Source organism: Vibrio sp. 5S239, assembly GCF_041439575.1.
GTDB classification, from domain to species: Bacteria; Pseudomonadota; Gammaproteobacteria; order Enterobacterales; family Vibrionaceae; genus Vibrio; species Vibrio kanaloae.
The window spans coordinates 1-12,843 of the sequence record NZ_JBGOOM010000024.1 but is presented as its reverse complement, the minus strand read 5'-3'; the positions used below and the strand labels follow the sequence as shown (position 1 = coordinate 12,843).

General features: G+C 41.0%; 13 protein-coding genes and 2 tRNA genes. 5 read left to right on the top strand and 10 right to left on the bottom strand.

From position 1 onward, the window contains the following. Window position 1 precedes the first annotated feature (1 nt). Window positions 2–454, bottom strand: coding sequence for a prepilin peptidase (locus tag ACED48_RS16400; RefSeq protein ID WP_029627134.1), 453 nt, complete (start codon window positions 452–454; stop codon window positions 2–4). A gap of 145 nt (window positions 455–599) precedes the next feature. Next, a complete protein-coding gene (locus ACED48_RS16395; RefSeq protein WP_017057399.1) occupies window positions 600–806 on the bottom strand; it encodes a Flp family type IVb pilin in 207 nt (68 codons plus the stop codon). A gap of 407 nt (window positions 807–1,213) precedes the next feature. Here ACED48_RS16395 and ACED48_RS16390 point away from each other — a divergent pair, with 407 nt between their 5' ends. Next, window positions 1,214–2,107 carry a LysR family transcriptional regulator gene (locus tag ACED48_RS16390; protein ID WP_017057400.1) on the top strand — a complete coding sequence of 298 codons (894 nt, stop codon included), beginning with the start codon at window positions 1,214–1,216 and terminating at the stop codon, window positions 2,105–2,107. Window positions 2,108–2,640: 533 nt separating this feature from the next. On the opposite strand, the gene ACED48_RS16385 is transcribed toward ACED48_RS16390, so the two are convergent. The 4 genes from ACED48_RS16385 to ACED48_RS16370 form a co-directional block, all read right to left on the bottom strand. Then, a tRNA-Val gene (locus tag ACED48_RS16385) sits at window positions 2,641–2,717 on the bottom strand. A 70-nt stretch (window positions 2,718–2,787) separates the two neighbouring features. Beyond that, window positions 2,788–2,864, bottom strand: a tRNA-Val gene (locus ACED48_RS16380). A gap of 167 nt (window positions 2,865–3,031) precedes the next feature. Then, a complete protein-coding gene (locus ACED48_RS16375) occupies window positions 3,032–3,694 on the bottom strand; it encodes a DUF2726 domain-containing protein (protein ID WP_017057402.1) in 663 nt (220 codons plus the stop codon). 348 nt (window positions 3,695–4,042) lie between these two features. After that, the gene (locus ACED48_RS16370) at window positions 4,043–6,007 is read right to left on the bottom strand and encodes a GGDEF domain-containing protein (RefSeq protein WP_017057403.1); all 1,965 of its coding nucleotides are present in this window, start codon (window positions 6,005–6,007) and stop codon (window positions 4,043–4,045) included. A gap of 257 nt (window positions 6,008–6,264) precedes the next feature. Here ACED48_RS16370 and ACED48_RS16365 point away from each other — a divergent pair, with 257 nt between their 5' ends. Further along, window positions 6,265–7,371, top strand: a complete 1,107-nt coding sequence (locus ACED48_RS16365) for a M20/M25/M40 family metallo-hydrolase (protein ID WP_017057404.1) — start codon at window positions 6,265–6,267, stop codon at window positions 7,369–7,371. Window positions 7,372–7,476: 105 nt separating this feature from the next. On the opposite strand, the gene ACED48_RS16360 is transcribed toward ACED48_RS16365, so the two are convergent. Both ACED48_RS16360 and ACED48_RS16355 read right to left on the bottom strand, forming a co-directional pair. Continuing rightward, a complete protein-coding gene (locus ACED48_RS16360) occupies window positions 7,477–7,899 on the bottom strand; it encodes a DUF3859 domain-containing protein (protein WP_017057405.1) in 423 nt (140 codons plus the stop codon). A 76-nt stretch (window positions 7,900–7,975) separates the two neighbouring features. Continuing rightward, window positions 7,976–8,344: an ATP-binding protein gene (locus tag ACED48_RS16355; RefSeq protein ID WP_017057406.1), complete on the bottom strand. Its 369-nt coding sequence runs from the start codon at window positions 8,342–8,344 to the stop codon at window positions 7,976–7,978. Window positions 8,345–8,612: 268 nt separating this feature from the next. On the opposite strand from ACED48_RS16355, the gene metA reads away from it, so the two are divergent. After that, a complete protein-coding gene (metA, locus tag ACED48_RS16350; protein WP_017057407.1) occupies window positions 8,613–9,554 on the top strand; it encodes a homoserine O-succinyltransferase in 942 nt (313 codons plus the stop codon). A gap of 169 nt (window positions 9,555–9,723) precedes the next feature. Further along, complete coding sequence (gene pilW, locus ACED48_RS16345; protein WP_017057408.1) at window positions 9,724–10,455, top strand: type IV pilus biogenesis/stability protein PilW; 732 nt, start codon at window positions 9,724–9,726, stop codon at window positions 10,453–10,455. Between the two features lie 89 nt (window positions 10,456–10,544). Here pilW and rlmF read toward each other — a convergent pair whose 3' ends face one another. Further along, window positions 10,545–11,798: a 23S rRNA (adenine(1618)-N(6))-methyltransferase RlmF gene (gene rlmF / locus ACED48_RS16340; RefSeq protein WP_017057409.1), complete on the bottom strand. Its 1,254-nt coding sequence runs from the start codon at window positions 11,796–11,798 to the stop codon at window positions 10,545–10,547. A 4-nt stretch (window positions 11,799–11,802) separates the two neighbouring features. Next, window positions 11,803–12,300, bottom strand: coding sequence for a YgjP-like metallopeptidase domain-containing protein (locus ACED48_RS16335; RefSeq protein ID WP_017057410.1), 498 nt, complete (start codon window positions 12,298–12,300; stop codon window positions 11,803–11,805). Between the two features lie 153 nt (window positions 12,301–12,453). Between ACED48_RS16335 and ACED48_RS16330 the strand changes: the two genes are divergently transcribed. Continuing rightward, complete coding sequence (locus ACED48_RS16330) at window positions 12,454–12,690, top strand: glutaredoxin family protein (protein WP_004734934.1); 237 nt, start codon at window positions 12,454–12,456, stop codon at window positions 12,688–12,690. Window positions 12,691–12,843 lie beyond the last annotated feature (153 nt).

The window sequence follows — 12,843 nt, the reverse complement described above, 5'->3', positions numbered from 1 at the left end:
TTTAAATATGTGGCGTGTTTTGAGTTAAAATTACCAAGTAGAATCCAACGCTAATTGCTATTCCATATGGAATACCTTGTAGGTCTTTCGACGTTTTTCTTGCTAGCTTTTTACTTATCAGCTTGTTCTTTACGAGATAAATAACGGCTAAGAAGCCGCCAGCAAAAGCCGTCATAACAAACGCCCAAACCAAATCGTTGACAGGTATAGTAAGTGATAGAACTGCGGCATATTTAATATCACCGGCTCCAATCCAAATCAGGGCGTAAACAATCAGCCCTCCCCCTAACAACAGTAAAAAGCTCATAATTTGAATATCTAACGGTGACAGAGAACACTGCAAAAAGAGTAATATCAACAATGCGTGATTTTGTATCTTGCGATAGAGAAAATCGGTAACCGATACATAGACACATACTATTGCCAAAAGCAGTAAATATACTTCAAAACTCAAAATTGGAAATATTGCCTAAATTTATATGGATTGACGTAAACATGTATTAATTGGTATTCCCAATTAACTGAGCCAGACCAATGAAAACACAGGTCTGGCACTAATATCTTTCGATATATTCTACATTAGCCAATAAGGCTTGATGTTACTCGCTAGCAGTACCAATAGCGGTAGCTACTTGCGCAAAAGCGGTTTCAAGTTTTCCAATAAAACCAGTAGGGCCTACTGCTGCAGTTACTAATACAGCCATTGCTACTGCAATAAGACCATATTCAATTGCAGTTACTCCGCGATCATCGTTCTTGAACTGTGATAAAAACATGCTTGTTTTAACGTATAGCTTAGTAATCATTATTTTTCCTATAAGGGATGTTGAAAATTCGTCGCTATTATAATTAGCACCTTCACACTATGGAAAATACCCTCTATCGATTTAATCTATAGGTAGAGCAAAAAACGATCAAAAAAAACGATAACCAAAAACAAGCACTACAAAAAATAACTTAAATTACAACAACTTAAGCAAAGTCACACTTTCAGTGCCAATATGAATCTAAATTTATATTACTTTAAATAGTAAGAGGTAGATCAATAATATTAATTATATTTAGTTTATATAACCTTAAAACACACCCTTGGATTTAAATCATCGTTCTTTATTATAAAACTTGTTGAAATACGAGTATCATCACGCTATTGTTTTTTGAATCAACAAATAATAAAAATACAATTTATTTATGTCAGAAGGTTAGTGGAATCATGAAACTACATTTCGAAAATATTGTTTCGTTCATAGCGGTAGTTGAGGAAGGTTCATTTAGCTCTGCAGCCCGTAAGCTTGGGAAATCTCAGTCAACAGTTAGCACAGCAGTTCAAAACCTTGAGTCTGACTTGGGTTTCAATTTATTTAATAGACAATACTCTAAAGTCTGGTTAACCGAGAAAGGAGAGCGCCTATTCCAGTTATCTTTACCTATTGTTTCGAAATATCGTGAGTTAGTTACAATTGCAAAACAAATGAATATATCAGACCAAATAGTTTACCGAGTAGGTATAGATCCACTGGTGTTTAATAAAAACGTTAGAAATACATTATTGGCATTTTCAGAAGAGTTTCCTAATGTCGACTTACTTGTTGTTACTAAGCCAAGTTTCGTTTTAGGTAATTATATTAACGAGGGGAAGATAGACCTAGCCTTAGGTAACCCATATCACAAAACAAATAACGACTTTAATATAGAAGAGCTATTCCACGTCAACTGTTGGTGGGTAGCCCACAAAGACTTAGCATCCTTTAAGGCTCACGCTTCATTGAAGCGTGTTCTGCTAATGGATGGGTGTGAAGAGCTTCTTAATTTGTCGAACATCGCTTCGTATAATCTATGGCGATTGGATGATTTAGAAACCATCATTGATTTATGTAATGCTCAAAAAGGCATCGCTTTTTTACCTGGGTTTCTTATTGAAAGTAACGTAAAAGAAAATAAACTGAAGGTCATTACAGACCACCCTGATTTTTTTGGTAAACGAGTTATTGCATCCCTTTTCTGGCAATTACATTCTGACTTTAGCTTGTTTAACCAATGGATTAAAAAAGAGCTACAAACCAGTGTAAGTTACAAGCAAACATTTATCGCTGATTTGGCCCAATAATACTCTCTTACATTTAAGGTAGTCACACCCTAGTACATTCGCCAGCTTCGGGTGTGATACTCAAAAACTCTATATATTTACATATATATGATAAACAAACCATAGATGAGAAATATAACTTGCATCGCTATATTTATTAGATAGTCCATTACTTACAGCTTAACTTTACATATCACCTTTCATTATTTTTTCTTAATCGATATGAAAAATTTAATTATGTTTAGACTAAATTGGTCGTCTATAAGCTCAGCACTGGGTTTATTTAGACTCATACCCTTTGGCAGGCTTAGCTTTCGTTTAAACCCAGACAAGCGATATAGAAGATTAGAAGGTAGGTCGATGATAGTGGCGACACTCATATAATTGCTAAGGTCTTTGACCTTCCTCACCACGCTAGCCCTCGCTAAAACTACCAGCCCTATCGGATAGCAATACATACAAAGCCTCATAAAACCCCAGAAGGTAAGTACTCGATAAAGCAAGGAATTGCAGACACAAAAAAGCCCACACTAGGTGGGCTCTTTTGTATAATTTGGTGCCCGCTACTGGACTCGAACCAGTGACACCTTGCATGTCATGCAAGTACTCTAACCAACTGAGCTAAGCGGGCAATGTTCTAATTTCTTATTACTACCATTGTGACAAACTCAATAGTTATGAAATAAAAACTAAAGAAGGAATGGTGCGTCCGAGTGAACTCGAATCACCGACCCCCGCCATGTCAAGGCGGTACTCTAACCAACTGAGCTACGGACGCATTCCTTTAGAACGAGAAAGATATTAACGACTGATTTATCGTGGTGCAAGTTAAAATTACACTTGAATCAACCGTTTGCTCTTATTCGCATCAATGCGTTGATTTTTTAGACGCAAAACGTAAATAAAGTTGAGTTGCATCACACTCAATGTGAGCCTGACTTTACTTTATTCGTCATCCACATCGAACACCACATTGTAGTTCTCGGTATACGTACAGTTCGGCTGACGGCTACAAGTGAAAAAGCGTCGGCCTTTATGGTCGCCTTGACTTGCTAACTTGATGATCATCGGGCTACCACATTTTTTACAGAATCGAACTTCTTTTGATGGTTCAATTAAATCGATGTGTGCTGCCAGTAACCGTTTCAAACGGCTCACTTGATAGCTGTGTTTAATAGATGCACCAATCAGTGGTAAGCCTGCCGATTTACACACGTGAATCAGTAGCTTTTCTCGATCGGCCTTTCCCTTGTTGAGCTCTTTGCCGTTATCAAGTTCAATAATCACGCGAGGCTCTAACGTTCGCGGGTCGCAGACCACAAAATCAAAGTAGCTACGTGAGATTTTGTTGTTGGCGATAAACCAATTCTTCTTGTTATTAGCCTTAGCGGGGACAAGAACGTTCGACATGCTGACCTTGGCAAACACTTCACCATGATTGCCCACAGCGGATTTAAGTGCGTTATAAAATGTCGCCTGTTGCGCCGACATCAACGACCCTTTTTTCTGATAAGCATGATCTTTAGTATCATCATGCTTCACTAGATACTTTTGGATAAAGTAGAAGAACACAACCAGAATAATTACAACGATAAAGATATTAGTCATTTTCCAACACAATCACGTCTGTATGGGTATTAAGATAGTGGCTAGCGTATGTAGAAAAGCCTCACGTGGCAAGCAAAAGAGCGAGAGTTGCCAACCAGAATCACGACCTTTGAATGCTGTAATCACTATGAACTATCAAGAGAACCGGCTACAGAGGGCGAACTGGTTGAAATGCTGCAAGGTGCCGCTGAATAACTCATATAGAAAATGTTGATATAGATAAACTCGACATATCGCTAAGTAAACCCTACTTCTCACTCAAATTTTGATACTAGCGATCTCAGAGTGTTCCAGAAGCCATTCTTATCTCACGAAGAGCAGAATGACTTTTTGTTTCCTGATTAGCGATTAACTTTCAGCGATGATGACTTGATTCCTACCCGACTCTTTCGTTTGATACAATGCATCATCCGCAGCTTTGAGGTACTTCTTGTAAGTATCTTGATTGAGTTGCTCATGAGCAATACCAATCGACGCCCCTATCGACGTGGTGAGGTCTAAAGAGCCGGATTGCGTATCAATGGGGGTTTCGGAAATGGCTAAACGGATAACGTTCAACTGTTGCTCAGGATCAATGGAACCAGACAGCAGTATAACAAATTCTTCACCACCCCAGCGAGACACTGCGTCATTTGGAAATAAGTGTTGCTTTACTCGCCTTGCGACTTCCACTAAAACCTCATCACCAACATCATGTCCAAAGGTGTCATTAACGCGCTTAAAGTGGTCAAGATCTAGAATAGCTAGACTGATTCCAAACCGTGAAGCATTAAAAGATACTGGCTGAGTTAACAACTGCTCTAAACAGCGTCTGTTGTATAGACCCGTTAGCGCACACGTCGTAGATTGAGTGACCAGCGCTTTATTTTTACTTTGAGTGCTGCGAAGCCTAATCGCCAGTAATCCAGCACTAATGCTGACCATTATAATCAATGTCACCACAATTCTGTTTCTCAGTTGTTCCTTTTGAAGCAGCAACTCGTTGAGGTCTTTTTCTGTATTGAGTAATTCATTTTCGTTAGCGAGTGCCTTCTTTGCATTGTCTTGTTCTAGTAAGAAAATGTCACTCTGCCTTTTATCAAACAATAACGCTTTGTTGCCATGATAATATTGTTTGTAGTAACTCAGTGCAGTATCAAGGGCACCCTGAGATTCGTAATATTCAGCCAGTGTTTTTAAGCCTAGCACCTTCCAACTTCTGCTCCCAACCACTTCAAAGATTACAAGTGCTCGTTCAAGATCATCCAATATGGCGTTATCTTGATCTAGTCCAATATTTGCTAACGCGCGGCTTAGGTAACACTGCCCGTTTTGAAACGTGTACTTCTTAATATTCGGCGCTTGAAGACATTGATTAGCCACTTGTAATGCTTTGCTGAAATTGCCCTCTGATAGCAGTACATCACTGTAGGTTCTCAGTAATAAGATTTTGTATCGAGCAGTGACTTTTTTGCTATCGAGTGCTTTTGCCTTTTCATAAGCAATTCGGCCATTAGTCACATCGCCACTGCTTAAATACACAAATGACTCGTTTATGTAAAGGATGCCAATCGCGTCATCTTCAAGTAAGTCACTGTTAAAATAGAGCTTTTTTGATTTCTCGATAATACGCAGGGCTTTAGGCCAATCCTCTAAATAAATGTAGAGCAGCGCCATGTTCGACATAAGCTTGCTATTATAAATATGCGTTGGATACTGCTTGCCAAGTTGCAGCCCTTTATAGAGAAAGTACTGAGCGTCTTGCAAGTCGTTTCGCACGTTATTAATCGCTCCCGCGGTGTTATACGCTTTAACCAATAACTGATCATAACGAATAGATTCAGCAATGCTTATCGCGGATCGAATTTCAATTTCAGCGATTGCAAGTTCCCCTTTCTTGAGATATTCAATCGCAGATTCAACCAATGATTCTGACTTCAACCACAACATATCTTCATGCTCAGACAACGTTTTTATTTGCTCTACGTAGGACATCACGGCGTCGGCATCTCGTTGATGTTGAGCGACATTCGACAAAATCATAAGTCGATAAGCTTGGTATATTGCTTTGTCATTAATGCCAGTGGGCGGCCGAAGTAGATCAAGTTGATGTTTTGCAACAGATGGGGAACTGCGTGACAAACCGAGAATATGAATTAACTTTTTTCCATATTCAGTTTGAGAGAGTTCTTTTTCTGGAGTGTAGGCAGAAGTACTGTCGGCTTGAGGAGGACTAAAGTCCACATCATTGAGCGGATACAGCAAATAAAGCCCGAATATGGCACTCATTGTCACAACGAGTAGAAATGAACCTAAAACGTTGTTTTTATTCATGTATTAAGACCGTTACAAATTTAAAGACCATATCACTGCTGTTTATCCATATTAGAAACTAATTATACACGAGGCCTACACAGATTAAAATGTTATCAGTTCGACGAACTGAACAAGGTTATTCTGACTAATTAGAATAATCAGGCAACTTTTTGATTTAACTCAGTCATTCATCTGGCACATTGGCGTTATAGTGATTTTCCTGTTCCTTAGCCGTGACTTCTGACGAATGAGCGGAAACATAATGAGAATTAACAATGACCCAAATTAATGAACAACGTCTTGTCGACCATTTCTGCGATCTTGTGAAAATCGATAGTGAATCACGCAACGAAAAAGCCATCGCGGAAGCACTGGCTGAGCAGCTAGGTGAACTCGGCTTTGACGTACATAAGCTGGCCGTTCCTGCACAAGTGTCGAATGGTTTCAACATCTACGCTCGTCTAGATGGCACTCTTCCAGGCAGCACAGTATTCAGTTGCCACATGGACACAGTAACGCCAGGTATCGGCATTGAGCCAATCATTGAAGACGGCATCATCCGTTCAAAAGGCAACACAATTCTAGGTGGCGACGACAAGTCTGGTATCGCAGCTATCATGGAAGCGGTTCGTTGCATTCAAGCTGAAGGACAAGCGCACAAAACCATTGAAATCGCATTCACAGTATTCGAAGAAGGCGGTTTATTCGGTTCTCTGAATTTCGATATGTCTTACATTCAATCTGAGCACGCTATCGTTCTAGATACAGGTGGCCCGATTGGTACGATCGTAAATGCTGCACCAGGTCAACAGAAGGTAACCGCGACAATCAAAGGCCGCCCGGCTCATGCTGGCTTGGCACCAGAAGAAGGCATTAGCGCAATTCAAGTAGCTGCAGACGCAATCACCAAGATGAACCTGCTTCGTATCGATGAAGAAACAACAGCAAACGTGGGTATTGTTGAAGGTGGTCAAGCGACGAACATCGTAATGCCGGAGCTTAAAGTAGTAGCAGAAGCGCGTTCACTGAACGGTGAGAAGCTAACTGCTCAAGTTGAGCATATGATTTCGACATTCGAAGCAAGCGCGAAGCAATTTGGCGCCGAAGTGGAAATCGAATCAACTCGTGCTTATGATGCATTCGTGATTGCAGACGATCACCCGCATATTCTTTCTATCAAATCGGCATTCGAGAAACTTGGCGTAACTGCAAACACCAAACGTACTGGTGGCGGTAGCGATGCAAATAACTTTAATGCTAAAGGTCTAACAACCGTTAACCTTTCTACTGGAATGGCAAAAGTTCACACCACTGAAGAGTATATTGCAGTGAAAGACATGGTCTCAATCACTGAGTTTGTTATGGCTTACGTAACACAATAATCTTACTTGTGAGATAGGTGTACACTACTAACTGACTCATATCAAAAAGCCGAGTTCACATGTGACTCGGCTTTTTGTTGTCTGAATTTAGCCAGAAGTTCGAACCTAGAAACCTCTACGTTTCCAGAACTGACCTTCATCTTTCGCGACCAGATCGAAAGTTTTATCTGCAATGATGTTGCCTTTCAGTTCGACCGTCATTCTCCATTTACCGATTTTATTCGATACAGGGGCCCAAATAGTATCGCCTAGATAGAAATCCCAATCGTTGTTGCCGACATACTCTTCCCCATCGAATGGTTCTAGCACTTCGCCTTTGTCTGTGGTGATGTTCGGGTGATAAATGCAGTAGCAGATCTTTTCGCCTTTGGCTTTTTTAATATTCAGAATATAACCAAACTCTACGTCAATTTCGGCACCAACGATGGTGGTGAACTCTTGGATTTTGGGAAGATCTTTAGATTTAGAATCCCACGTCGTGTAGATGCCGTAAGATGTCATATCGACGATAGCCGATCGCTTTGCCATGTGTACTACCTAATAATTGTGTATTACCTAATTTTTCTTCGTTCTTTGCGTTAACTCATTAGCCAGAAATAGCGGGTTATTCTTGCCAATCTTTTGCCATGCGCTTAATCACGGATGGTTCGATGTCGTGAATGCTGCCAAATTGCTCTCTACACACTTCTATAATCAAATCTGCTTTATATTTAAGTGCGAGTTGGCGGTAAGCCTTCATTTCCCACTGCTTGATAAAGGTATTTGATACAACAACATCTAGCCCTTGTTTCAAGCCTTTTTCCACGGTGTTCTGACACCACTCATGGGCTTGTTGTAATCGCCTAGGATCAAACTGATACACTCCTTGATCATTCACAAAATACATATCGGCTTCGACATGCAGTGCATCGTAGGTTTGCGCTTTTGTTGACTTGCCGGAACCGGGCAGCCCTCGAATGAGTATTAACTTCATCTATCACTTTGCAGGCTAATTTGAAAACGTAAGTTTATCTTAAATGTTTGTCGCTTGCTCTAATAACTATCTTTCGTCACTTACACACACCCTATATCCGACTCGGATAGTCGTTCGACATGATGGTACGCGACTTGAAATCGATGGATTGTTTCTGATAGAAAACACAAATAATTTACATCTATCCATTTTGTATATCGACAAGCGTGTCAAACTATTATAGATTTAGATGTATAGACGTCTACATATCTAGCTTAGGGAGAAAGCTGTGCCTATTCGCATTCCAGACCAATTGCCCGCATCCGATGTTCTTCGTGAAGAAAAAATTTTTGTTATGCCGCTATCAAGAGCATCGACACAGGAAATTCGTCCACTTCGAGTCTTGATCCTCAACCTAATGCCGAAGAAAATTGAAACAGAAACTCAATTCTTACGCCTGCTATCAAACAGTCCATTGCAAGTAGATGTAGAACTGCTGCGCATCGACGACCGGCCAAGTAAGAACACACCGACGGAGCACCTTGATAACTTTTATCGTCAATTTGAGATGGTAAAAAATCGTAATTTTGATGGGCTGATCATCACTGGTGCGCCGCTTGGTTTAGTCCAATTTGAAGATGTTATCTATTGGGAACATCTACAAACCATCATGGAATGGGCAAACAAACACGTTACGTCGACTCTGTATGTATGTTGGGCAGCTCAAGCTGGTTTGAAATTGCTGTATGATTTGCCAAAACGCACTCGTAAAGACAAGCTGTCTGGTGTTTACAGTCACGAAATACATAACCCATTTCACCCTATTTTACGTGGCTTTGATGATACGTTCTTAGCGCCTCATTCACGCTATGCCGACTTCTCTCAAGAATACTTAACCGAGCATACCGATCTCGATGTTCTTGCGACTTCCGATGTGGCGGGAGTATATTTGGCAGCAACCAAAGACAAGCGGAACGTGTTTGTAACAGGTCACCCGGAATATGATGCTCATACACTTCATAATGAGTATATTCGTGACTTAGGTGAAGGCATGGAGCCGGTTATCCCTATCAACTATTACCCAAACAACAATCCAGATAATAAGCCTATTGCCAGCTGGCGTAGTCATGGTCACTTATTATTTTCAAATTGGCTAAACTACTGCGTTTACCAACAGACACCTTACGATTTGGATCACTTCAGCGAAGACAATTTCACCAAAGACGATTAAACGGCAAGTTATTTTTGTCAGCCATAGAGATCTGTATTCAATAGGTTGTTGATAATAAAGCCAATTGGATGCGGATTTTTTATGGTAAGTGGCTCGCATTCCATAGCAGATTTAATACTTCGACTTATTCGATTCCATATGATGGGCTGGTGTTCATAAGGAGCTGCACATGCCTGCCAAGTCATTTTTATCACATTTCATATTATTCACATCTCTTTCACTAATAGGCTGCGTCTCTGTCACTGAAGGTCCACCTAAAATAGAAAGTGACCCAATTGCGATGTCTGAGTCCCGCATTGAGTTAGGCTTAGGTTACATGGGGCAAGACAATATGGTTAGAGCTCGTGAAAACCTAGAGTTAGCGATCAAGCATGCGCCTAGTTATTACAGAGCACGACTCTCTATGGCGCATTACTATGAAAAAGTTGGCGAAGTAGACGAAGCAAGATCCACATATCAAAAGGCGCTAAGTTTAGATTCAAGAAACGGAAATGTATTGAATAACTACGGTACGTTTTTGTGTAAACAAGGCGAGTATGAGCAGGCTGACAAATACTTCAACCGAGCCATCGACCAACCCTATTATTATTTAGTCTCTGCCAGTTATGAGAATGCGGCCTTTTGCGCATTTAAAGCCGGTAATACTGACCAAGCAAAGTATTACTTCACACGTGCTATTGACCACGATCCGAATCGAGCAAAGTCGATATTACAGCTATCAAAGATTGAAGTAAGTGAAGCAGATTATAATAACGCGAGGCTTCGTCTGTTCAAGTTCCACCAGCGCTATGGCTATCAAATTCCATCCCTTCAAATATTGGTCGAACTGGAAAACAAAGCCGGAAACAGCGCGCTTGAGAAGAAGTACCAAACCAAATTAGACGAGTTGCTCTCCACTTAGACTCGCTGGAATATAAAAACGGGCTTGTTGAATGAACAACAAGCCCGCTTTCTTATGTAATCTATTAGATACTTTCTGGTATGGAAGTGTTATTTAAGCGCAATCCACTCTTGTCTCTGCTCATCATCCATAAAGCTCCACGCAACAAAGCGACTTACCTTTTGGCCTTGCGACATCTCTATTACTTTCACTTGTTTTGCTCTTAACTTACCAAGCTCTGAACGAATCATATCAACGTTGTCTTTCTTAGAAATCAACGTAGTAAACCACAGAACTTGCGTAGCGAAGAGTTGGCTCTCTCGCGCCATTTTCATAATGAAGGCGGCTTCGCCACCCGGGCACCACAACTCTGCTTTTTGTCCACCGAAGTTCAACGTTGGCTTATCTTGTTTCGCGTACGATTTTTTAGATTCTGGCTTGAATGACTTGCCTGCTTTCTTAGCGCGATTTGCCGCTAGATTATCAAGTTTACGCTGTGACCCTTTTTCCGCTTCTTCTAAAGAGCCGTGGAATGGAGGGTTACAAATAGTGACATCGTAACGTTCATTATCCTTAATCACACCTTTAAAGATAGCTTCAGAGTCTGCTTGCAAGCGTGCTCGGATCTTACCCTTTAGGTTCGCATTACTTTCTGCGATGAAGTTTGCTGTTTTTATGGATACAGGGTCAACATCGGTACCCGTGCAACGCCATTTGTATTCTGTCGTGCCAATAATTGGGTAGATACAGTTTGCGCCAACACCAATATCTAATGCTTTCACAGATGCGTGATGATAAGGTTCGCCTTGACCATCGCTGTTAAGGATGTCTGCCACTCTATGGATGTAATCTGCTCGGCCTGGAATTGGCGGACATAGGTAACCCGCGGGAATGTCCCAGTGCTTAACGCCATAGTGATGTGCTAGTAGCGCCTTGTTAAGTAACTTAACGGCCAATGGATCCGAGAAATTGATCGTATCTTCACCGACAGGGTTCTTAATCAAGTGCTCTTTCAACTCAGGTAACGCAGAAACCAAAAATTCGAAGTCGTAACGACCTGTATGTTGGTTTCTTGGGTGCAGTCCACTCGCAGGTTTAGCCGTATTCTTGTTACGTTGTGAACCACCCGTTCGTTTCGTGCCTGAAAGCTTTTGCGAACCGCTCGATCTTTTTGGTGTGCTCTTATTCGAAGTGCCTTTTTTAAACGGTGCTTTACCCGCTCCGCCTTTATTATTGGTTGGTTTACTAGAAACTTGCTTGGCTTTATTCTGTCCAGCCGCTTTTGAATCCGCATTGTTACGGTTTTTATCAGAGGTGCTGTTTTTCGACAGGCTTAGCGTGGTTCTATTTTGTGATTGGCTCATTAGGCTACTTCTTTAAATCTAAATACATCATGAATAAGCGGGCATCTAACTCAAGTTGATGATATTCCGGTTCCATGTGACAGCATAGTTGGTAAAAGGCTTTGTCGTGCTCTTTCTCTTTGATGTGCGCCAGTTCATGCACTACCAGCATTCGGAGCAAAGGTTCTGGTGCATTTCTAAACACACTGGCGATACGAATTTCATTCTTCGATTTGATCTTGCCACCGTGATTCTTTGCAACATAAGAGTGGAGGCCTAATGCATTATTGATTAGGTGTATCTTCCCGTCGTAAATCACTTTGCTGATGGGTGGTGTTTTCTTCATGTAGCGATTTTTAATCTCAATCGCATAATCAAACAGGGCCTTCTCACTTTTTATATCATGATTCTTTGGGTAGCGAGCTTCAAACCAAGGCACTAATTTACCCGACTCTATAAGTTGAGTCACCGGGTCGATAATGTGTTTAGGATAACCTTGAATATAGCGTAAAGAAGGATGCATTTTGAAAGACCGTACAAGTTACGCCACGACAATACGTTGTGGTCTTGAAATTTGAGCCGCATAGTGTAACTGATCACACTTTTCTAATCACCTAGGATTCGTTACACTTTAGCAAGATTCACCAAGAGCTAGACTCAGCAAGAGAATGTAAAAATGAAACGTGTTGTATTGTACGTCGCAGACAAATGCCCACACTGCAAAGATGCCCAGCGCTATTTGGACTCTAAAAAAATTGAATACCGCCTAACGAACGCAAAGATGCAGCGTGGCCGTAAAGAATTACAGGCAATGGGTGCTCGCTCTATACCTGTACTGAAAATCGGCGATCAAGTGATGGTCGGATGGAATCAGAAGAACTTCGATAAGATGTATAACTCAAAGAACACCTAACGTGTTCTGAACCAGTCATACTTCTATACAGCAAAGCCCGCAGATCCGAATAAGGACCTGCGGGCTTTGTTTTGTCTATTTCATCCTTACTTAGAGCATGTTGATCTTTCGAGCTGATTTTTGCAGCGAGTTGCTGGGTATTTATACAAGGCA